We start from the raw sequence: 21,563 nt of genomic DNA, 5'->3' as shown, positions 1-21,563 counted from the left end.
TTAGTATAATAGAAGCTTTGTAACAAAAGAAAAGGAAGGGAGAATGAAAGATATGAAAGAGCAAGTATTACAAGTAACAAAAGGTGACTTCGTAGGATCAGCAAGTGGAGCGGTAGTATTAACAGCATTAATCGTATTTTTATCAAGTGTATTAGTATAATAGAAGTTTTAAATCAAACAAAAAAGGAAGGAGAATGAGGGATATGAACAGTGAACAAGTGTTTCAAGTAACAAAAATAGATTTATTAGGATCCTTAGGTGGAGCGGTAATATTAACATCATTTATTCTATTCCTTGCAAATGTATTAGTATGAGATATATAAATACAATCATTCAAAAAAAATAAAGACTCTAACGTATTAGTAAGTAGTTAATATGTTGGAGTCTTTTTTATATTCTTCTTATATCCCCTCAAGTATTAAAGTTACCTCATTATCCAGCATGCATGGCTAATTAAACGTTGCGGTTGAAACTTGATTCAACGAATAATCAAAAATCCACTGAATAAAATCCCGCTTTATTTCAAAGAGAAAAAAGTCGAATTTTATATGTAAGAAAAAAAGAGGAATTTGACAGAAAAGATAGAAAATTTTAAAGGTCAGAATTTGTTAGCTTGCTAACTAATTTCTATTAATTAACGTTGGAAGCGTTTTCGGTTGGTTTTAAGTATGGACCATTTAATCTATTTACAGGGGGATGAAGATATTATGAAACAAAAATCTATGGATACGCTAGCTGCACAAATGGAGGACTTTTTTCCAGTACGTGATGTAGATCATTTGGAATTTTACGTAGGGAATGCAAAGCAATCGAGTTATTATCTTGCGAGAGCGTTCGGATTCAAAATTGTGGCTTACTCTGGATTAGAAACTGGAAACCGTGAAAAGGTATCTTATGTTCTTGTGCAAAAAAATATGCGTTTCGTTGTGTCTGGAGCTTTAAGTAGTGAAAATCGTATTGCAGAGTTTGTAAAGACTCATGGTGATGGCGTGAAGGATGTGGCACTACTTGTTGATGATGTTGATAAAGCATACTCAGAAGCAGTGAAACGTGGTGCCGTCGCAATTGCTCCACCGCAGGAATTAACAGATGAGGACGGTACATTGAAAAAAGCAGTTATTGGTACGTATGGTGATACAATTCATACGCTTGTAGAGCGTAAAAATTATAAAGGGGCATTTATGCCAGGATTCCAAAAGGTAGAATTTAATATTCCATTTGAAGAGTCTGGTTTAATTGCTGTTGATCATGTAGTTGGTAATGTTGAAAAAATGGAAGAGTGGGTTAGTTATTACGAGAATGTTATGGGCTTTAAACAAATGATTCATTTTGATGATGACGATATTAGTACAGAGTATTCGGCGTTAATGTCGAAAGTTATGACGAATGGAAGTCGTATTAAGTTTCCTATTAACGAACCAGCAGACGGAAAGAGAAAGTCACAAATTCAAGAGTATCTAGAATTCTATAATGGAGCTGGTGTACAACATCTTGCTTTATTAACAAGTGATATTGTTAAAACAGTTGAAGCGCTTCGTGCAAATGGGGTGGAGTTTTTAGATACACCTGATACTTATTATGATGAGTTAACTGCACGAGTTGGAAAAATCGATGAAGAAATTGATAAGTTAAAAGAATTAAAGATTTTAGTAGATCGTGATGATGAAGGTTACTTACTACAAATCTTTACGAAACCAATTGTAGATCGCCCGACTTTATTTATTGAAATCATTCAACGTAAAGGTTCTCGTGGATTTGGTGAAGGAAACTTTAAAGCGTTATTCGAATCAATTGAAAGAGAACAAGAGCGTCGCGGAAACTTATAAGATTTATATCCACCAGCAAAAGTCCCTTTGCTGGTGGAAATTTCATTTTTATAAGGAGGAATCAGGATGAAATTTGTTACATTTTGTCTTCCTTCAAAAGAACTACGGGCTGGATGGCTTGAAGGTGACAAAGTAATAGATATGAATCTTGCTAGTGAAGGGAAAATCCCTTCTTCTATGATGGCTTTTTTAGAGAAAGCGGATGAGTATGTAGAAGTAGTGCGGAATATTAAGAATCCAAATAAGGGTATATATGCTTTAGAAGAAGTACAATTGACAGCTGCTCTTCCTAATCCGAGTAGTATTCGAGATTTTTACGCATTTGAACAACATGTAAAAACAGCTCGCGGACGAAGAGGATTAGATGTTGTGCCCGAATGGTATGATATTCCGGTTTTTTATTTTACTAATCATCGTGCTGTAATTGGTTCCGGTGATTTTGTAATTGGTCCGAAAAAGTCTAAAAAGCTTGATTATGAGTTGGAGATTGCTTGCGTAATGGGAAAAGAAGGGCGAAATATTTCTCGTGAGCAAGCAGAGGAATATATTTTTGGTTATTGTATTATGAACGACTGGAGTGCGAGAGACTTACAAGCAACAGAAATGAAAGTAGGTCTCGGTCCAGCGAAAGGAAAAGACTTTGCAACTTCTTTAGGAGCACATCTTGTTACGAAAGAGGAATTAGACGTTTATCGTAATGGTGATCGATATAATTTAGAAATGACTGCTCATGTAAATGGAAAACTATTATCAAAAGGAAACTTCCAAGATATTTATTATACATTTGCTGAAATGATTGAACGTGCTTCAGAGGACGTTACGTTATATCCAGGAGATGTGATTGGTTCTGGGACAGTAGGAACAGGATGTATTTTAGAACTGGGTACAGAAGAGTGGCTACAAGATGGAGATGTTGTAGAACTGTCGATTACTGGTTTAGGTACACTACGTAATACGATCAAAAAAGAAAAGGAAGCGGGTGATGGGCATGTTTTATCGTCACATGGGAGAACTACCTCATAAACGACATGTACAATTTCGTAAAAAAGATGGATCGCTTTATCGTGAACAGGTAATGGGAACAAAAGGTTTTTCTGGTACGCAGTCTATTTTGTATCATCATTATATGCCAACAGAAGTAGGTCATTCTGCATTATCGCATTCTTGTCAGTTGCAGTATGAAGAGGATGTTGCTCTTTCTCATCGCCACTTTCGAACGAAAGAAAGTAAAAAAAGTGGTGATGCAATAAGTGGACGGAATTTCATACTTGGAAATGAAGATTTATTAATTGGAGTAGTGAGTCCAACAGAAAAAATGGATTATTTCTATCGTAATGGTGATGGCGACGAAATGTTATTTGTTCATTATGGAACAGGGAAAATTGAAACGATGTTTGGAACGATTCACTATAGAAAAGGCGACTATGTAACGATCCCAATTGGAACGATTTATCGTGTTATTCCAGATGAAGGAGAGACTAAGTTTCTTGTTGTAGAGGCGAATAGCCAAATTACAACGCCGCGTCGTTATCGAAATGAATACGGACAATTGTTAGAACATAGTCCGTTTTGTGAAAGAGATCTTCGTGGTCCAGAAAAATTAGAGACATATGATGAAAAAGGCGAGTTTGTCGTAATGACAAAATCAAGAGGCTATATGCATAAACATGTTTTAGGACACCACCCGTTAGATGTTGTGGGATGGGATGGCTATTTATATCCGTGGGTATTTAATGTAGAGGATTTTGAACCAATTACAGGGCGCATTCATCAGCCACCGCCAGTACATCAAACATTTGAAGGACATAATTTTGTTATTTGCTCTTTCGTACCACGTTTATACGATTATCATCCAGAGTCAATTCCGGCACCATATTATCATAGTAATGTTAATAGTGATGAAGTTCTTTACTATGTAGAAGGAAACTTTATGAGTCGCAAAGGTGTGGAAGAAGGTTCTATTACACTTCATCCGAGCGGGATTCCCCATGGACCGCATCCGGGGAAAACAGAGGCAAGTATAGGGAAGAAAGAGACGCTTGAATTAGCTGTTATGATAGACACATTCCGTCCGCTTCGTATTGTAAAACAAGCACATGAAACAGAAGATGAAAAGTATATGTATAGCTGGATTGAACAAGGTTCATATACTGTGAAATAAGTAAAAAGGCATGCTCTCAATAAGGGGGCATGCCTTTTTCACGGAATCGACATGTATAATAATACCAAAAAAATAATGGAAAGATATATAGAAAGAATAATAAGGATTGTGCATATTCAGAAGAATTTCTACTTGTTTCGACAAAAGTATTGACTAGGAAAAGCGTAATGAGTAAAATAAAAAAGCGAATTAAAAATTTTCAGAAAATTTAAAACTTGGAGGAGTGAAAGATGAAGCAAATTTTTCAAAAGAAGCCAATTGCAAAGTTAATGCAAGAAAGTAAGCAAAAAACGTTAGCAAGAACATTGGGCGCGCTAGATTTAACTATGCTTGGAATCGGAGCAATTGTTGGAACTGGTATTTTTGTTCTAACGGGTGTTGTGGCAGCGAAACATTCTGGGCCAGCTATTATATTATCATTTGCGATTGCCGCTCTAGCTTGTGCCTTTGCTGCATTTTGTTATGCTGAATTTGCTTCTTCAGTTCCTGTCTCGGGCAGTGTGTATACGTATACATACGCGACGATGGGGGAAGTATTCGCATTTTTAATTGGCTGGGACTTAATGCTGGAATATTTACTTGCTACATCTGCTGTAGCGAACGGTTGGTCTGCATATTTTCAATCTTTATTAAAGGGGTTTGGAATTCATATTCCGACTATTCTCTCCTCGGCTCCTGGTACAGGTAAGGGTGGAATAATTGATCTACCTGCAGTTCTAATTATTTTAGTGATGACAGTTCTTTTATCTAGGGGTGTTCGTGAAAGTGCACGAGTAAATAACATTATGGTATTTATTAAAATAGCAGTTGTTCTTATTTTTATCTTTGCTGGTTTTAATTATGTGAAACCTGAAAACTGGACGCCTTTTATGCCATTTGGTTTAGATGGTGTAATGGCTGGAGCGGCTACAGTATTCTTCGCATTTATAGGATTTGATGCAGTTTCAACAGCGGCAGAAGAAGTGAAACGTCCGCAACGTGATTTACCAATTGGTATTATTGCATCGTTATTAATTTGTACAGTTCTTTATATCGTTGTTTCGCTTATTTTGACAGGAATTGTTCCATACGGACAGCTAAATATATCAGATCCAGTTGCTTTTGCACTTCAATTTATTGGACAAGATGGTTTAGCGGGGGTAATTTCAGTAGGAGCAATTACAGGGATTACAACAGTAATGCTAGTTATGATGTATGGGCAAGTTCGTGTTTCTTATGCGATGAGCCGAGATGGTTTACTGCCGAAACGTCTTGCTAAAGTTCATCCGAAATTTAAAACGCCATTTTTAAATACATGGACAACGGGAATTATTGCGGCACTGATTTCAGGATTAATAGATTTAAATGTTTTAGCACATCTTGTAAATATGGGGACATTGTCAGCATTTGCACTCGTAGCTGTTGCGGTAATCGTAATGAGAAGAACACATCCAGACTTACCAAGGGCATTTAAGGCTCCGCTTGTACCATTTTTACCAGCATTAACAGTGATCTTCTGTTTATACTTAATGCTTCAATTATCGGGGACAGCATGGATTAGTTTTGGGATATGGATGGTTATTGGTATAGCGGTTTACTTCTTATATAGCCGAAAACATAGTGCTTTAAATAATAGTAAAAAAGAAGAAGATGTTGCAAATTTATAAGTGAAAAAAATCCATTCTAATTCTGTTAGAATGGATTTTTTTATTTGAAAATTTACATTTTTCTGAACTTATTATAAGATAATTGTTGGCTAACTAAAGGGGTGAAATGATGAAAAATACGTGGCGTGAGTTAAGGGAGATGGACCGTAACGTATGGATTCGATTTATTGGAGAGACGTTAAATGGAATTGCAATGATGATGTTAATGCCTTTTTTTGCATTATATTTAAAAGATAAGGTAGATTCGTTGTTGGAAGTTGGGGTTATTATGGCGCTTTCTCCAATTGCTGCAAGTTTTGGATCACTTATAGGAGGGAGAATTGCTGACATATATGGAAGAAAGCCTATTATGATATTTTCTATGGCAAGTAATGCATTATTAATGCTCGGTTTTCTATTTATAGAAGGATTTATTCCATATGCAATTTTATCTATTTTTTTAGGGTTGAGTAATTCTTTATTTCATCCAGCTGCATCAGCTATGGTCGCGGATGTAACGGCACCAGAAAAAAGAACAGAGGCATATGGTTTATTACGAATGGGACACAATATAGGTGCTGCGATTGGTCCGATAATGGGAGCATCAGTAGTTGTGTTGTCAAAGAACCTTGTGTTTATTATTGCCTCTTCTACAATGCTATTTTATGCGTTACTTGTATTACTTCTTATTCAAGAGACGATGCCAAAAAGGACAGATAAGGAAGAACATAAAGAAAAGGAAACTGGGGCAGTTTGGAAAATTGTAATGCGAGATAAGGTACTAATGATTTACTTATTAGCAGGCATTATCATTTCGATGGGGTTTTCTCAAACCGAAGGCATGTTGCCACTACATTTTGATAATGAAATGAAGCATATTTTTGGAACGAATAATCCATATCCATATTTAATGGCGTTAAACGGACTATTAGTTGTTTTATTCCAGTTTCAAATTTCAAAATGGGCTACGGATAAACCGGTCGGGAAGACGATGTTATATGGTGCATGTTTATTCGGGATTGGATTATTTTTTATAGGGTGGTTACCGAAGTGGTTTGGAGAATTTAATACAAATGCTACAATTATTTTAATAATACTACTGTTCGTTTATGCTATATATACGTTAGGTGAGATGATTATGTCGCCTGTACAGATGACATTTGTAGCAAATTTGGCCCCTGAGCATTTGAGAGGGACTTATATGGGAGCTGCAAGTTTGCAGTGGATTACAGGAAGCGCATTTGGTCCACTTTTGGGCGGTTTTTTATTAGATCGATTACTTGGTCACTTTCTATTTACAATTTTAGCTGTAGGATGTGTAGTTGCAGGTATTGTATATGTTTCTTTAGATCGCCTTGTGGAGCAAAGGCAAAAAGACACACTAACCAAACAATCTTCTTAGTGAATAGGTGACATACACAAAAAAGGGGATTTCTACATATTTTAGGTACATAACTAGATTAGATTGCCATTTTATTTTGTGTAGTTATATAGAAAATGAAATGAAAAACCAATAAGTGATGTTATTTAATTATTTATGGAAGTTACATTTTATTTCAAATAGGAACTACCTATTTTTATAAAAAGTGCTAAAATAGAAAAATGAAAACAATTGGTTAGGGTGATTTCATTGACGAAAATTAAATTAGGTTTATTATATGGTGGAAAATCAGCTGAGCATCAAGTTTCGCTACAGACGGCTCTTGCTGCTATTAAAGCGTTAAATCAAGATAAATTCGAGATTCATCCAATTTATATTACTGAACAAGGTCAATGGGTACGCGGTGAGCGTATTGAAGGCGAAGTAACAGATGTTGAAGCTTTAAAAATGAGCGGTGCAGAAAATGCGATTTCTCCGTTATCATTAAGTACAGAAATTATCCCATCTGCAGCTTCTGAGGAGAACGCTATTGACGTTATTTTCCCATTACTACATGGACCAAACGGTGAAGATGGAACGGTTCAAGGACTATTAGAATTAATGAATATCCCTTATGTAGGAAATGGTGTTCTAGCATCATCTGCTGGTATGGATAAAGTTGTTATGAAAAACATCTTTGCAGAGGCTGGTTTAAAACAAGCAAAATATGCATCCTTCATTCGTAGTGCATGGGAAAAAAATCGTGAGGAAGCTTATTCTAAAGTAGAAGATAAGTTAGGATATCCTTGCTTCGTAAAACCAGCGAACCTTGGTTCAAGTGTTGGTATTAATAAGTGTAAAAATCGTGAAGAACTTGAGGATGCATTTGTAGAGGCATTCCAATTTGATCGCAAAATTATTGTAGAAGAAAATATTGTAGGTCGTGAAGTAGAAGTTGGGGTACTAGGTAATGATGAGCCGAAATGTTCAGTTGTAGGTGAAATCGTTCCGAAAAAGGACTTCTATGATTATAAGTCGAAATATATCGATGGTGATACGGCGCTAATTATTCCAGCTGAAATGACAGAAGAAGAATCTAATGTAATTAAGCGTGATGCGATTATTGCATTCCAATCATTAGACGGTGCAGGTTTAACGCGAGCTGATTTCTTCTTAACGAAAGATGGAGAAGTGTATATTAACGAAGTAAACACAATGCCAGGATTTACACCGTTCAGTATGTTCCCTCTATTATGGCAACATACTGGGTTACCATATCCAGAATTAATCGAAGAGCTAATTCGTTTAGCGATTGAACGTCACGAAGAAAAACAAAAAATTAAATATACAATCTAACAAAAAAGGAGGAAGCACTATTCATAGGAATAGTGCTTCCTCTATGTAAGGAGCGTTTATATATGATAAAGCGAATGTTAAAGCAAGTGGAACAGATGGTAAATGGTACTGAATTAGCAGAGCAATATGAGGGAATTACTATTCAAGGCGTGTCTATTGATACGAGAAAAATTGAAAAAGGAAACTTGTATGTTCCGATTCAAGGGGAGCGCTTCGATGGACATGCTTTTGTAGATAAAGCTGTTGAAAATGGAGCTGTGGCTACATTATGGATGAAAGATGTAGCGAATCCACCTGAGAATCTCCCGGTTATTTTTGTAGAAGACACGCTATCGGCATTGCAAATGTTAGCGAAAAACTATCGCGATCAATTGGATGTTAAAGTTGTAGGTGTAACGGGTAGTAACGGTAAAACATCTACGAAAGATATTGTAACAAGTCTTCTTGCGACTAAATTCAAAGTGCAAAAAACAGAAGGGAACTTCAATAACCATATCGGATTACCTCTTACCATTTTAAACTTAGAAGAAAATACAGAAGTAGCAGTATTAGAGATGGGTATGTCAAGCCGAGGCGAAATTGAATTCTTATCTAAGTTAGCTCGTCCTAATGCAGCTATCATTACAAATATTGGTGAGGCACATTTAATGGATTTAGGATCTCGTGAGGCAATTGCTGAAGCGAAATTAGAAATTGTTACAGGATTACAAGAAGGTGGCGTGTTCGTATATAACGGAGATGAGCCTTTATTAACGAATCGTGTTCCTGGAATGAATTTAGCAGCAGAAACGGTTACGTTTGGTGATGCAAGAGCAAACGATTATTATCCAACGACTGTAACATTACAAGCAACTGGGACACATTTCAAAATGAATAGAGATGAAAATATTTCATTCTACTTACCGGTGTTAGGAAAACATAATGTGTATAATACACTTGCTTCAATGGCAATTGCGAAACATTTTGGTGTAACGTGGGAAGAGATGAAAGAAGGTTTAGTAACACTTCAAATGACGGGCATGCGTATGGAAATTGTGAAAACAAATAGTGGTTTAACAATTATCAACGATGCTTATAATGCAAGCCCGACGGCTATGGAAGCAGCATTCCATTTAATGAATGGTTTAGATGGTTTTGCTAAAAAAATCGTTGTGCTCGGTGATATGTTAGAACTTGGAGATCAAGAAGTACAGTTCCATTATGAGGTAGGAAAATTAATCGATCCAGCAAAAATCTCACATGTATTCACATACGGTAGATTAGGGGCTCAAATTGCTGAAGGAGCAAAAATTAATTTCCCTAATGAACGTGTAAAGGCGTATGATAATAAAGAAGAGTTAGTAAAAGATTTACAAGCAGTAGTCGATGTGAAAGATGTTGTATTAATAAAAGCATCTCGCGGTATGAAATTAGAAGAAGTAATTACGATGTTGAAATAATTGGTGTATATAAATAGGGATGATAGTTACGAAAATAGAAGAAACTTATAATAAGCGCTTACAGTAAATATAAAAAAATAAAAGTGAAGAAAAAAACTCTGAATATGAAAATAAGGTAACAGTTGGGTTTGCTTTTTACACATACAAAACTTATAATTGATAAAGTGTAATAACGTTTAGAAGTATTTTCGTGAAGAATATACGCCCGTTTATATACGTGAGCATTCAGGAAAAGGGCTTTTCCGCAAATTCGGAAAACGCCTTTTTTTAAATGATAAGTATAGGATAGAAAAGGAGAAGTAACATTGACAACATTTCGAGAATTAGGATTAAGTGATTCTTTACTGCAATCTGTTGAAAGTATGGGCTTTGAAGAGGCTACACCAATTCAAGCTGAAACAATTCCACATGCATTGCAAGGTAAAGATATTATTGGGCAAGCGCAAACAGGTACAGGGAAAACAGCAGCATTCGGATTACCACTATTAGATAAAGTGGATACACATAAAGAATCGGTTCAAGGTATTGTTATCGCGCCAACGCGTGAATTAGCAATTCAAGTTGGAGAAGAATTATACAAAATTGGTAAGCATAAACGCGTTCGTATTTTACCGATTTATGGTGGTCAAGATATTAACCGCCAAATTCGTGCTCTAAAAAAACACCCACACATTATTGTTGGTACGCCGGGTCGTATTTTAGATCATATTAACCGTAAAACACTTCGTCTGCAAAACGTAGAGACAGTTGTTCTTGACGAAGCGGATGAAATGTTAAACATGGGCTTCATTGAAGACATTGAAGCAATTTTAACAGATGTGCCAGAAACACATCAAACATTACTATTCTCAGCGACAATGCCGGATCCAATCCGCCGTATTGCTGAGCGTTTCATGACTGAGCCTCAACACATTAAAGTAAAAGCAAAAGAAGTAACAATGCCAAACATTCAGCAGTTCTATTTAGAAGTGCAAGAAAAGAAAAAGTTTGACGTGTTAACACGCTTATTAGATATTCAATCTCCAGAGCTTGCAATCGTATTTGGTCGTACAAAGCGTCGTGTTGATGAATTATCAGAAGCATTAAACTTACGTGGTTATGCTGCAGAAGGTATTCACGGTGATTTAACTCAGGCGAAACGTATGTCTGTATTACGTAAATTTAAAGAAGGTTCTATTGAAGTTCTTGTTGCAACAGACGTTGCTGCGCGTGGTCTTGATATTTCAGGCGTAACGCACGTATATAACTTCGATATTCCACAAGATCCAGAATCATACGTTCACCGTATCGGTCGTACTGGTCGTGCAGGTAAAAAAGGTATTGCAATGCTATTTGTAACACCACGTGAATCAGGACAATTAAAAAATATCGAGCGTACAACAAAACGTAAAATGGACCGTATGGATGCACCGACACTTGACGAGGCATTAGAAGGTCAACAACGTTTAATCGCTGAAAAGCTTCAAAGCACAATTGAAAATGAAAACTTAGCATACTACAAGCGTATTGCAGAAGAAATGTTAGAAGAAAATGACTCTGTAACAGTAGTAGCTGCTGCTTTAAAAATGATGACTAAAGAGCCGGATACAACTCCGATCGCTTTAACATCAGAACCACCTGTTGTTTCAAGAGGCGGCGGTTCTAAAAAACGCGGCGGTAACGGAGGCGGATACCGTGATGGTAACCGTAATCGTAGTCGTGATGGACGCGGCGGTGGCGATGGACGTAATCGTGACCGTAACCGTGATGGACGTAATCGTGACGGAAACCGTGATCGCAATCGTGATGGTAACCGCGATCGTAATCGTGATGGTGGTAGTCGTGGTCGTAGAGGTGAAGGTCAAGGTCGCCCTGGTTCTTCAAATGGACGCGGCGAAAGAAAACATCATAGCCGTCCACAAGCTTAATAAAAAAAAGAGAATGCCCTTTGCGGGCATTCTCTTTTTTTATTTCTATAATTGTGCATACTACATAATAGTTATGATAGAAAAGGGGCTGTTATATGCTTGTAAGGCTTGGTTACGTTGCGATGAGTGTGCATTTGAAGAATGCATCTCCATCTCAAACGATGACGTATGCACAGTTTCAGAAATTAGATGATCGTGATGCTGCAATTCGTAAGCTTGAAAGAATTGCTAATTCCAATTTAGAAAATTGTTTACGTTTATTAAAGCATAATAAAGGGCATGACATATCTTTCTTTCGGCTCAGTTCAAAGCTCATTCCTTTAGCGAATCATGAGGAATTGCTAGAGTGGAACTATATTCGTCCGTTAAAAGAAAATTTAAAAAAACTAGGTGAATATGCAGTTCATATGAATATGAGAATTGATTTCCATCCAGATCATTTTGTTGTACTAAATTCACCTGAAGAGAGTGTTTTTAAACAATCTGTAAAAACATTGCAGATGCACAAAAAATTATTAAAAGGCATGGGGATTGAACATAAGCAACGATGTGTACTGCATGTTGGAGGAGGATATAAAGATAAAGAACTTGCATTAGAGCGCTTTATAGAGAATTGGTCGAATGTCCCAAGGGGTATTCAAGAAATGATTATATTAGAAAATGATGATACAACCTTTACGTTAGAGGAAACATTATATTTAGGAGAAAAATTAGATATTCCCGTCGTATTTGACTTGCATCACCATATGATGAATAATGAGCAAGAAGATTGGTATGAAGATTGGGCACGTGTTGTTCATACGTGGGAAACGTCTTTGTTGCCGATTAAAATGCATATCTCTAGCCCTAGAGAGGGAAAAGATCCAAGAGCTCATGCAGATTATATTAATGTAGACGCATTTTTATCTTTTTTAAGAAGGATAAAGGGAAGTGTTCCGCAAATTGATTGTATGATTGAGGCGAAGATGAAGGATGAGTCTTTATTTCAATTAATGAGAGATTTAAGTGAACAAGTAGATGTAGAAATTATCGATGGTGCAAGCTTTTATATTAAATAAGCTTTGCACCATCGTTTTTTTTTGTTAAAAAAGGGGTTAAAATGCCACCGGTTATTAAACCTGTTAAATGACTGATCGGATTGGCAGAAGGGTTAAAGAAAGTAAATAGCAGTAATAGAAGTATCATAATTGAGAAAATGGCAATTTCTTTTGGTTTTGAAGAGCGGTATCGATTGTACAATAAAAATAACTGTGCACCTAATAGTCCGAAAATACCACCTGATGCACCTGCGTGAATATATTCAAGCGGCATAATAATATAAGAAGAAATATTTCCAGAAATTCCAGAGAGAAAAAATAGAATAAAAAAAGAAAAGTGTCCGAGTTGCTTTTCGATAGAAGAACCAAGAGCAAACAAAAAAATACTATTAGAAAGAAAATGTTGTAAGTCTACGTGTACGAGAAGAGAAGTTATGACACGCCACCATTCTCCTTTCGCGATATATTCATTAGAGGCTGCCAGTGGTAAGAGAAAAAAGTCGCCTAATATCATCATGACTAAATGAATAAGCAGTAAGGTAAGAATAGTCGGTTGTAAAGAAATATGAGTGGATCTTATTAGCATACGGTTACTATCACCCCTTTTGCATCAGAAAGATTCTCTGTTATTCTTATCAATATGAAAGAAGAAAGTTAAATAGAAGAAGGGGATTTTGAAATGATTATAGGGATTGGTATCGATATTATTGAATTAAATCGTATTGAAAAAATGCTAGATGGAAAGCTTAAATTTATGGAACGTATTTTAACGGAAAATGAACGTAATGTTGCTATGGAGCTGAAAGGAAGTCGCCTTACAGAGTTTGTAGCTGGAAGGTTTGCAGCGAAAGAGGCGTATTCAAAAGCTGTAGGTACTGGTATCGGAAAAGAAGTGAGTTTTTTAGATATTGAAGTGAAAAATGATGAAAGAGGTAAGCCAATTCTGATTACAAGTACAGAGTATATTGTTCATTTATCAATTAGTCATAGTAAGGAATTTGCTGTTGCTCAAGTTGTTTTAGAAAGCTTGTCACGCTAGTCTGCATATTTTATATCTTTGTCTCATATATTTGAGGTAGCGATAAGGAAGGTACATCTTCCATTCATTTATAGGGGCAAAGGGGCTGAATTGATGAAAAGGCGTCTGTTTTTAGTTCTTGTCGGTTTGTTGACCGTTTTTGTGTTGGCGGGTTGTATGGAAAAGAAGCAAGATGATGTCGTGAGAGATTTAGAATCAAAAGTAAAAGGGATGAAAAGTTATCAAGCTGAGGCAAAATTATCTATTAAAACAGGCAATGAGCCTCAAGAGTATAACGTAGAGATTTGGCACAAGGAACCGTCTTTTTATCGTGTGAATTTAAAAAATGCAAAAAAAGATCAGAGCCAAATTATTTTGAGAAATGAAGAAGGTGTATTTGTATTAACGCCAGCACTTAATAAGAGCTTCCGTTTTCAAAGTGATTGGCCGCAAAATAGTAGCCAGGCTTATTTATATGAATCACTTGTAAGAGATATTTTGCAGGACAAGAAAAACCTTACTTTTGAGAAAACAGATAAGTATTATATTTTTAAAACAAAAACAAACTATCAACATCAAAATATGTTGCCGAGACAAGAGATTACATTGAATAAGAGCGACTTGACTCCAGTTTCAGTGAAGTTAATGGATAATGATCAAAATGTTCTTGTGAAAGTAGATTTCTCTAAAGTGAAATTCGATGCGAAATTTGATAAAGGTGCATTTGATACGAAACAAAATATGTCTAGAGCGCAGGTAGATGTTCAAACAACAGCGAAAGAAGACAAACCGTTTGCTATTTTGTATCCACTTGATACACCACAAGGTATGACTCTGCAAGATGAAAAAGAGTTGAAGACAGACAGTGGCAAGCGTGCGATACTCACATACACTGGAAATAAGAAATCCTTTACTTTAATACAAGAAAAGGCAAAAGTTGCAGAGGCATCATCAGCGGTAAGTGTAAGTGGAGAACCAGTTGATCTTGGGTTTACGATTGGTGCATTAACGAAAGACTCTGTAACGTGGTCGCATAACGGAGTAGAATATATGCTCGTGTCTAAAGGTTTAGAGCCGAAGGAGCTGTTAATGGTTGCTCGTTCAGTTACAGCGAAGCAGGTGAAGTAAACTTCTTAGACGTGGTGATATATGTGCACCACGTCTTTTCTTAGTTTGAAGGTGGATTTCATAAAAGAAGCATATAAAAGAATAAGCTTCGCATATCGTGTATAAGGAAGTGTATTTATGGAAGAAGCACCATTTTACCGTGACACTTGGGTGGAAGTGGATTTAGATGCCATTTATAACAACGTTACACATATTAAAGAGTTCATCCCAAGTAATGTAGAGATTTTTGCTGTAGTTAAAGCAAACGCATATGGGCACGATTATGTACCGGTGGCTAAAACGGCATTAGAAGCAGGTGCAACAAGGTTAGCTGTTGCTTTTTTAGATGAAGCTTTAGTGCTTCGGAGGGCTGGTATTACTGAGCCGATTTTAGTGTTAGGTCCCTCGCCGCCGCGTGATGTAAATGTAGCTGCTGAAAATGATGTAGCGCTAACGGTTTTTCAAAAAGAATGGGTGGACGAAGCAATTAAACTTTGGGATGGTTCATCTGTAATGAAATTCCATATTAACTTTGATAGTGGTATGGGGAGAATTGGAATACGTGAAAGAAAAGAGCTAAAAGAATTTTTAAAGAGTTTAGAGGGTGCACCGTTTTTAGAGTTAGAAGGAGTATACACGCATTTTGCAACGGCAGATGAAGTTGAGACTTCGTATTTTGATAAGCAATATAACACGTTCTTAGAGCAGTTAAGTTGGTTGAAAGAATTCGGAGTGGATCCTAAGTTTGTTCATACAGCTAATAGTGCTGCGACGTTACGTTTTCAAGGGATTACATTTAATGCAGTGCGAATTGGGATTGCAATGTATGGATTATCTCCTTCTGTAGAAATACGTCCTTTTTTACCATTTGAATTAGAACCGGCGCTATCACTTCATACGAAAGTCGCTCATATTAAACAGGTAATTAAAGGTGATGGAATTAGTTATAACGTCACCTACCGAACGAAAACTGAAGAATGGATTGCGACTGTAGCGATTGGCTATGCAGATGGGTGGCTTAGGAGGTTACAAGGATTTGAAGTGCTTATAAATGGTAAAAGGGTACCGATTGTAGGGCGAGTAACAATGGATCAGTTCATGATTCATCTTCCTTGTGAAGTGCCACTTGGTACGAAAGTTACGCTTATTGGAAGGCAAGGAGATGAGTATATTAGCGCTACAGAGGTTGCGGAATACTCAGGGACTATTAATTATGAAATTATTGCAACGATCAGTTTCCGTGTGCCGAGAATATTTATACGGAATGGTAAGGTTGTAGAGATAATTAATTACTTGAACAATATATAGAAGGTAGTATGATTGCTTCTTGTCATTGGAGTGACTGTTCATTGCTGGATAATAAGCTCTTTTTGATGAGAAGCTTTTTACTTATAATCATTTTTTATATAAGTTGCACGTAAGTTTTGAAGAGGAGTTCTATTGTTTTTAGTTAGTTATGAGATAAAAAATTTAAGAAGATGAATGTTTTGTTTGTGAATTGGAAAACATAAGCAAGGAATAAGGAAGTCTTTGCAACAGGCTCCATACAATGGTATTATTACAATAGGTGTCATATATATATTTGGGTGTGTAGTTGACGGTGGAGGTGTATTTTTGTGTCCGAATCAAGTGTAACTACTGAAATCGTGGTTCGGTTGCCAAAGCAAATGGTAACGGAATTGGACGGAATTGGAAAACAAGAGAATAAGAATCGCCATGAACTAATTTGCCAGGCAACACAATTGTTATTGCGTCAACATAAGACGAAGAAACGCTACCAACATGAATCAATGCGACGTGGGTACATTGAAATGGGAAAAATTAATCTTGGTATTGCATCTGAAGCTTTCTTAGCAGAGTATGAAGCAGCTCATACAGTAGAACGCTTAGTTAGCGGGGGGTAATATTTTGATTGTAAAACGCGGCGACGTGTATTTTGCAGACCTTTCCCCAGTTGTTGGTTCTGAGCAAGGAGGCGTTCGTCCGGTTCTTGTCATTCAAAATGACATCGGAAATCGTTTTAGTCCAACGGTGATTGTAGCGGCTATTACTGCACAGATTCAAAAAGCGAAATTACCCACTCATGTGGAAATTGATGCGAAAAAGTACGGTTTTGAGAGAGATTCTGTTATTTTACTTGAGCAGATTCGAACAATCGATAAGCAGCGCTTAACGGACAAAATCACTCACTTAGATGAAGTGATGATGATTCGTGTAGATGAAGCGCTACAAATTAGTTTAGGACTAATAGATTTTTAAATCGGCAGTTTAAGTTGCTCTCTTTGAAGGGCAACTTTTTTTATTATAGAGGAGGTTACGGTTGTATATGGAAATGGTAGATAATCGACAAGCGTTAATGAAAATGTTAGTGAAAGAATTAGGCTTTACCGAAAAGCAAGTTCGTCATGTTATTCAATTAACAGAAGAAGGTAACACAGTTCCATTTATTGCTCGTTACCGAAAAGAATGGACAGGCTCTTTAGATGAGGTGCAAATTCGTACGATTTTAGAGAGATGGCAATATATGATGCAACTTGAAGATAGGAAGGAAGAAGTTCTTCGTCTTATTGATGAGAAGGGGAAACTGACAGAAGAGCTACGACAGCAAATTGTTAAAGCTACAAAGTTGCAAGAAGTAGAAGATCTATATCGTCCATATAAAGAGAAAAGAAGAACGAAAGCGACAGTTGCTAAAGAAAAAGGATTAGAACCATTAGCTGAATGGTTATTGTTATATAAGAAAGAAGATCCGGCTAAAAAGGCAGTGGAATTTATTAATGTAGAGAAAGAAGTGCAATCTGCAGAAGAAGCTTTACAAGGTGCACAAGACATTATTGCAGAAATGGTTTCAGATGAAGCTGCGTATCGTAGTTGGATTCGAAATGTTACTTTTAGAAAAGGTGTTATGTCTTCTTCCGTGAAAGATGAAGAAAAAGATGAAAAGAATATATATGAAATGTATTACAGTTATGAAGAACCATTGCAAAAAGTAGTACCACATCGTGTATTAGCAATGAATCGTGGCGAGAAAGAAGATATATTGAGAGTTGCTGTTGTTCCGCCAGTAGATGAGATAGTAACCTTCTTAAATAAGAAAGTAATTCGTGATAACGATTCGAAAAGTGCACATTATGTACAATTAGCGATTGAAGATGGTTATAAACGATTAATTCAATCTTCAATCGAAAGAGAGATTCGTAAAGAATTAACAGAAACAGCTGAAGAACAAGCAATACATATTTTCTCTGAGAACTTACGTAACTTATTATTACAACCTCCGATGAAAGGGAAAGTCGTGCTAGCGGTAGATCCGGCATATAGAACTGGTTGTAAATTGTCTGTAGTAGATGATACGGGGAAAGTACTACATATCGATGTTATTTATCCGCATCCACCTGTTCGTAAATATGATGATGCAAAAACGAAAGTTCTTTCTATTATAGATAAATATCAAGTTGAAATGATTGCAATTGGTAATGGGACAGCATCTAGAGAAACAGAAGAGTTTATAGTAGATGTATTACAAAGTGTGAACCGAGATGTCTTTTATATTATTGTAAATGAAGCGGGTGCTAGTGTATATTCAGCTTCTGATTTAGCCCGTGAGGAATTCCCAAATTTACAAGTTGAGGAGAGAAGTGCCGTTTCTATTGGGAGACGTCTGCAAGATCCACTTGCTGAACTTGTGAAAATTGATCCTAAATCAGTTGGGGTTGGACAATACCAACATGATGTATCTCAAAAGAGACTGAATGAGTCATTAACATTTGTAGTAGAAACAGCTGTTAACCAAGTTGGGGTTAATGTAAATACGGCTTCGGTTGCATTGTTACAATATGTTTCAGGTTTATCGAAAACTGTTGCGAAAAATATTGTAGCAAAGAGAGAAGAAGATGGGAAATTCACGAAGCGCACGGAATTAAAGAAAATCCCACGTTTAGGTGCAAAGACTTATGAACAATGTATAGGTTTCTTACGTATACTAGAAGGAGCGAATCCATTAGATCGAACAGGTATTCATCCAGAGCAATATAAAAATGTTGAATTGTTATTGAAGAGTCTAGGGTTATCGATAGATGACGTAGGACAACCGCAATTACAAAAGAGATTGGAAGAAGTAGAGATTTCTAAGTTATCTCAAGAAACAGGAGTTGGGGAGCCGACGTTAGTTGATATTATAGATGCGCTTATTAGTCCTGAACGAGATATGAGGGATGAGTTGCCTAAACCACTTTTGAAAAAAGGGATTTTGAAATTAGAAGATTTAAAACGTGGTATGGAACTAGAAGGAACAGTTCGTAACGTTGTTGATTTTGGTGCTTTTGTTGATGTTGGTGTAAAGCAAGATGGTTTAGTACATATTTCTAAACTTAGCAAACAGTTTGTAAAGCATCCGTTAGATGTTGTATCAGTAGGGCAAATTGTAAAAGTATGGGTAGATGATATTGATACAAAAAAAGGACGCGTTGCACTATCTATGTTGCCGATTGAATAGTAAGAGAAGAGAGCAGATGAAACTGCTCTTTTTTTATGAAATAAAAAGTGTAATGGATTATGAGCTTTGATGTATTTTACTATAATAAAACCAGCATTCATTTAATAACTTAATTTGATACCGGTTTTTTTCGAAATATGCACGTTGCATTTGTTTTTTTAGCCACGTAGGCATAGGAATCCCTCCTTGTTTAATCCTGCTCTCAAAAATCTAAAATGCTATTGATGAGAGGTTGGTGAGTGGATTTCTATTCATGTTTTGTTTTTAGAAACCACGCTTCTTACATGAGGATGGGTATATGTACTATTTAATATATGTATAAGAAGGGAGAAAAGTGTAAAAATATTTTTTTGTTTAGGAGGAATGAGAGTGGATGAGCAAGAAATTCAGCGACTAGTGGAAGAAGTGTCACTACAATACTTTGAGATGCCGTTCTTACATAAAGCGGTGTTTAATAATAGATTACGTACAACTGGTGGGCGTTATTTATTGAAGAGTCATAATATCGAACTGAATTATCGATATTACGAATTGTATGGTGAAGAAGAGTTAGTCGGGATTATTAAACATGAGCTTTGTCATTATCACTTACATATTGCAGGAAGAGGGTATAAGCACAGGGACAGGGATTTTCGTGAGTTGTTAAAGAAAGTTGATGCACCACGTTTTTGTAAACGAATGATTAATGAAGAGAAGGAAAAAAAGATTTATAAGTATGAATGTATGGAGTGTTCACTTCAATATGTAAGAAGGCGTCAAATAAATATAAAAAGATATGTCTGTGGAAAGTGTAAAGGGAAACTCAAACCGATATCGAAAACATCTTGACAGTAAAAACGCAATCCAGTATATTATAAACATGTCACGTTTGAACAAGATGTTGTTAAAAACTTCTTGACTTACAGAGAGAATTTTTATAAGATACAAATTGTCTTCATTATTCCGCAGTAGCTCAGTGGTAGAGCTATCGGCTGTTAACCGATCGGTCGTAGGTTCGAGTCCTACCTGCGGAGCCATACAGAGAAGTACCCAAGTGGCTCAAGGGGCTCCCCTGCTAAGGGAGTAGATCGCTAACGCGGTGCGAGGGTTCGAATCCCTTCTTCTCTGCCATACATATTGGCCCGTTGGTCAAGTGGTTAAGACACCGCCCTTTCACGGCGGTAACACGGGTTCGAATCCCGTACGGGTCACCACTTCGGAGGATTAGCTCAGCTGGGAGAGCACCTGCCTTACAAGCAGGGGGTCGGCGGTTCGATCCCGTCATCCTCCACCATATAATTTTATATGAATAGTATTGTCGCGGGGTGGAGCAGCACGGTAGCTCGTCGGGCTCATAACCCGAAGGTCGCAGGTTCAAATCCTGTCCCCGCAACCAAATGGTCCCGTGGTGTAGTGGTTAACATGCCTGCCTGTCACGCAGGAGATCGCCGGTTCGACCCCGGTCGGGACCGCCATTTTAACTTCTGCTATATAGCAGTTGTTTTTTATTGGACATTATGTTACAATAACATTTGTCTTTGGAAAGAAGATAATTATTTCGATGGGCTATAGCCAAGCGGTAAGGCAACGGACTTTGACTCCGTCATGCGCTGGTTCGAATCCAGCTAGCCCAGCCATTTACGAGCCATTAGCTCAGTTGGTAGAGCATCTGACTTTTAATCAGAGGGTCGAAGGTTCGAGTCCTTCATGGCTCACTTTTGTTTTTTCCGCGCGGTCGTGGCGGAACGGCAGACGCGCTAGGTTGAGGGCCTAGTGGGGGAAACCCCGTGGAGGTTCAAGTCCTCTCGGCCGCATCAAAAAAATCTTAAAAAAGTGCTTGCATTTGAAAATGTAGTATGATAAGATAATTGAGTCGCCAAATTACAACGACGAAAAAACATCATGAATAAGCGCCCGTAGCTCAATTGGATAGAGCGTTTGACTACGGATCAAGAGGTTAGGGGTTCGACTCCTCTCGGGCGCGCCAATTACGGGAAGTGGCTCAGCTTGGTAGAGCACCTGGTTTGGGACCAGGGGGTCGCAGGTTCAAATCCTGTCTTCCCGACCACGCGGGTGTAGTTTAGTGGTAAAACAAGAGCCTTCCAAGCTCTGGTCGAGAGTTCGATTCTCTTCACCCGCTTTTAGTTCTTTGAAAACTGAACGAAACAAACAACGTGAAACGTCAATTTTTATTTTAGATGCTAGACAAACTAACTTTATTGGAGAGTTTGATCCTGGCTCAGGATGAACGCT

At 37.1% G+C, this 21,563-nt stretch carries 20 protein-coding genes and 12 tRNA genes; 30 read left to right on the top strand and 2 right to left on the bottom strand.

The window, feature by feature from the left end:
- The first annotated feature begins 43 nt into the window (after positions 1 to 43).
- The 11 genes from ACTFRM_RS30780 (at position 44) to uvsE (ending at position 12,732) form a co-directional block, all read left to right on the top strand.
- Positions 44 to 160: a DUF3948 family protein gene (locus ACTFRM_RS30780; protein ID WP_000654250.1), complete on the top strand. Its 117-nt coding sequence runs from the start codon at positions 44 to 46 to the stop codon at positions 158 to 160.
- A 43-nt stretch (positions 161 to 203) separates the two neighbouring features.
- Positions 204 to 314 carry a DUF3948 family protein gene (locus ACTFRM_RS30775; protein ID WP_001083689.1) on the top strand — a complete coding sequence of 37 codons (111 nt, stop codon included), beginning with the start codon at positions 204 to 206 and terminating at the stop codon, positions 312 to 314.
- Between the two features lie 393 nt (positions 315 to 707).
- Positions 708 to 1,826, top strand: a complete 1,119-nt coding sequence (gene hppD / locus ACTFRM_RS30770) for a 4-hydroxyphenylpyruvate dioxygenase (RefSeq protein ID WP_000810922.1) — start codon at positions 708 to 710, stop codon at positions 1,824 to 1,826.
- Between the two features lie 66 nt (positions 1,827 to 1,892).
- On the top strand, positions 1,893 to 2,849 hold the full coding sequence (locus ACTFRM_RS30765) for a fumarylacetoacetate hydrolase family protein (RefSeq protein ID WP_000673988.1): 957 nt from the start codon (positions 1,893 to 1,895) through the stop codon (positions 2,847 to 2,849).
- The gene (locus ACTFRM_RS30760; protein WP_013141710.1) at positions 2,815 to 3,987 is read left to right on the top strand and encodes a homogentisate 1,2-dioxygenase; all 1,173 of its coding nucleotides are present in this window, start codon (positions 2,815 to 2,817) and stop codon (positions 3,985 to 3,987) included. The genes ACTFRM_RS30765 and ACTFRM_RS30760 overlap by 35 nt, the downstream gene beginning before the upstream one ends.
- 230 nt (positions 3,988 to 4,217) lie before the next feature.
- The gene (locus tag ACTFRM_RS30755) at positions 4,218 to 5,633 is read left to right on the top strand and encodes an amino acid permease (protein WP_000809361.1); all 1,416 of its coding nucleotides are present in this window, start codon (positions 4,218 to 4,220) and stop codon (positions 5,631 to 5,633) included.
- 109 nt (positions 5,634 to 5,742) lie between these two features.
- A complete protein-coding gene (locus tag ACTFRM_RS30750) occupies positions 5,743 to 7,014 on the top strand; it encodes an MDR family MFS transporter (protein ID WP_000799723.1) in 1,272 nt (423 codons plus the stop codon).
- Between the two features lie 228 nt (positions 7,015 to 7,242).
- A complete protein-coding gene (locus tag ACTFRM_RS30745; protein ID WP_000161427.1) occupies positions 7,243 to 8,328 on the top strand; it encodes a D-alanine--D-alanine ligase in 1,086 nt (361 codons plus the stop codon).
- Between the two features lie 62 nt (positions 8,329 to 8,390).
- Positions 8,391 to 9,767 (top strand): UDP-N-acetylmuramoyl-tripeptide--D-alanyl-D-alanine ligase, encoded by a 1,377-nt coding sequence (gene murF, locus ACTFRM_RS30740; RefSeq protein WP_000595957.1) that lies wholly within the window; start codon positions 8,391 to 8,393, stop codon positions 9,765 to 9,767.
- 305 nt (positions 9,768 to 10,072) lie between these two features.
- Positions 10,073 to 11,674 carry a DEAD/DEAH box helicase gene (locus ACTFRM_RS30735; RefSeq protein ID WP_000206592.1) on the top strand — a complete coding sequence of 534 codons (1,602 nt, stop codon included), beginning with the start codon at positions 10,073 to 10,075 and terminating at the stop codon, positions 11,672 to 11,674.
- Between the two features lie 95 nt (positions 11,675 to 11,769).
- Entirely contained in the window at positions 11,770 to 12,732 is a 963-nt protein-coding gene (uvsE, locus tag ACTFRM_RS30730) for a UV DNA damage repair endonuclease UvsE (RefSeq protein ID WP_000961166.1), read from the top strand.
- Here the strand turns inward: uvsE and ACTFRM_RS30725 are convergent.
- Positions 12,725 to 13,297: a rhomboid family intramembrane serine protease gene (locus ACTFRM_RS30725; protein WP_000908523.1), complete on the bottom strand. Its 573-nt coding sequence runs from the start codon at positions 13,295 to 13,297 to the stop codon at positions 12,725 to 12,727. The genes uvsE and ACTFRM_RS30725 overlap by 8 nt on opposite strands.
- 93 nt (positions 13,298 to 13,390) lie before the next feature.
- Between ACTFRM_RS30725 and acpS the strand changes: the two genes are divergently transcribed.
- The 6 genes from acpS (at position 13,391) to ACTFRM_RS30695 (ending at position 19,331) form a co-directional block, all read left to right on the top strand.
- Positions 13,391 to 13,750, top strand: coding sequence for a holo-ACP synthase (gene acpS, locus ACTFRM_RS30720; protein WP_000583416.1), 360 nt, complete (start codon positions 13,391 to 13,393; stop codon positions 13,748 to 13,750).
- Between the two features lie 156 nt (positions 13,751 to 13,906).
- Complete coding sequence (locus ACTFRM_RS30715) at positions 13,907 to 14,857, top strand: LolA family protein (RefSeq protein WP_002004297.1); 951 nt, start codon at positions 13,907 to 13,909, stop codon at positions 14,855 to 14,857.
- A gap of 117 nt (positions 14,858 to 14,974) precedes the next feature.
- Positions 14,975 to 16,144, top strand: coding sequence for an alanine racemase (gene alr, locus ACTFRM_RS30710; RefSeq protein ID WP_000390615.1), 1,170 nt, complete (start codon positions 14,975 to 14,977; stop codon positions 16,142 to 16,144).
- 308 nt (positions 16,145 to 16,452) lie between these two features.
- Positions 16,453 to 16,740 carry an antitoxin EndoAI gene (locus tag ACTFRM_RS30705; RefSeq protein WP_000004570.1) on the top strand — a complete coding sequence of 96 codons (288 nt, stop codon included), beginning with the start codon at positions 16,453 to 16,455 and terminating at the stop codon, positions 16,738 to 16,740.
- Between the two features lie 4 nt (positions 16,741 to 16,744).
- Positions 16,745 to 17,095, top strand: coding sequence for a type II toxin-antitoxin system endoribonuclease NdoA (gene ndoA / locus ACTFRM_RS30700; protein WP_000635963.1), 351 nt, complete (start codon positions 16,745 to 16,747; stop codon positions 17,093 to 17,095).
- A 67-nt stretch (positions 17,096 to 17,162) separates the two neighbouring features.
- The gene (locus tag ACTFRM_RS30695; protein WP_000426242.1) at positions 17,163 to 19,331 is read left to right on the top strand and encodes a Tex family protein; all 2,169 of its coding nucleotides are present in this window, start codon (positions 17,163 to 17,165) and stop codon (positions 19,329 to 19,331) included.
- A 57-nt stretch (positions 19,332 to 19,388) separates the two neighbouring features.
- Here ACTFRM_RS30695 and cmpA read toward each other — a convergent pair whose 3' ends face one another.
- Positions 19,389 to 19,505, bottom strand: coding sequence for a cortex morphogenetic protein CmpA (cmpA, locus tag ACTFRM_RS30690; protein ID WP_001143642.1), 117 nt, complete (start codon positions 19,503 to 19,505; stop codon positions 19,389 to 19,391).
- A gap of 195 nt (positions 19,506 to 19,700) precedes the next feature.
- On the opposite strand from cmpA, the gene ACTFRM_RS30685 reads away from it, so the two are divergent.
- The 13 genes from ACTFRM_RS30685 to ACTFRM_RS30625 all read left to right on the top strand — a co-directional run bounded on the left by ACTFRM_RS30685 (position 19,701) and on the right by ACTFRM_RS30625 (position 21,450).
- Positions 19,701 to 20,159 (top strand): SprT family protein, encoded by a 459-nt coding sequence (locus tag ACTFRM_RS30685; RefSeq protein ID WP_000344234.1) that lies wholly within the window; start codon positions 19,701 to 19,703, stop codon positions 20,157 to 20,159.
- A gap of 113 nt (positions 20,160 to 20,272) precedes the next feature.
- A tRNA-Asn gene (locus ACTFRM_RS30680) sits at positions 20,273 to 20,347 on the top strand.
- Positions 20,348 to 20,350: 3 nt separating this feature from the next.
- Positions 20,351 to 20,441 (top strand) — tRNA-Ser (locus ACTFRM_RS30675).
- Between the two features lie 8 nt (positions 20,442 to 20,449).
- Positions 20,450 to 20,524 (top strand) — tRNA-Glu (locus tag ACTFRM_RS30670).
- Between the two features lie 4 nt (positions 20,525 to 20,528).
- Positions 20,529 to 20,604: transfer RNA gene (locus tag ACTFRM_RS30665), tRNA-Val, on the top strand.
- A 25-nt stretch (positions 20,605 to 20,629) separates the two neighbouring features.
- Positions 20,630 to 20,706: transfer RNA gene (locus ACTFRM_RS30660), tRNA-Met, on the top strand.
- A 3-nt stretch (positions 20,707 to 20,709) separates the two neighbouring features.
- Positions 20,710 to 20,785, top strand: a tRNA-Asp gene (locus ACTFRM_RS30655).
- An 87-nt stretch (positions 20,786 to 20,872) separates the two neighbouring features.
- A tRNA-Gln gene (locus tag ACTFRM_RS30650) sits at positions 20,873 to 20,947 on the top strand.
- Positions 20,948 to 20,952: 5 nt separating this feature from the next.
- A tRNA-Lys gene (locus ACTFRM_RS30645) sits at positions 20,953 to 21,025 on the top strand.
- Between the two features lie 16 nt (positions 21,026 to 21,041).
- Positions 21,042 to 21,124, top strand: a tRNA-Leu gene (locus tag ACTFRM_RS30640).
- A 96-nt stretch (positions 21,125 to 21,220) separates the two neighbouring features.
- A tRNA-Arg gene (locus ACTFRM_RS30635) sits at positions 21,221 to 21,297 on the top strand.
- A gap of 4 nt (positions 21,298 to 21,301) precedes the next feature.
- Positions 21,302 to 21,378, top strand: a tRNA-Pro gene (locus tag ACTFRM_RS30630).
- Between the two features lies 1 nt (position 21,379).
- Positions 21,380 to 21,450 (top strand) — tRNA-Gly (locus tag ACTFRM_RS30625).
- Positions 21,451 to 21,563: the final 113 nt, after the last annotated feature.

It is taken from the genome of Bacillus cereus group sp. MYBK227-1 (assembly GCF_051916325.1).
Classification (GTDB): Bacteria; Bacillota; Bacilli; order Bacillales; family Bacillaceae_G; genus Bacillus_A; species Bacillus_A cereus.
The sequence above is the reverse complement of the archived record's forward strand: the minus strand, read 5'-3'. Positions and strand labels throughout refer to the sequence as shown.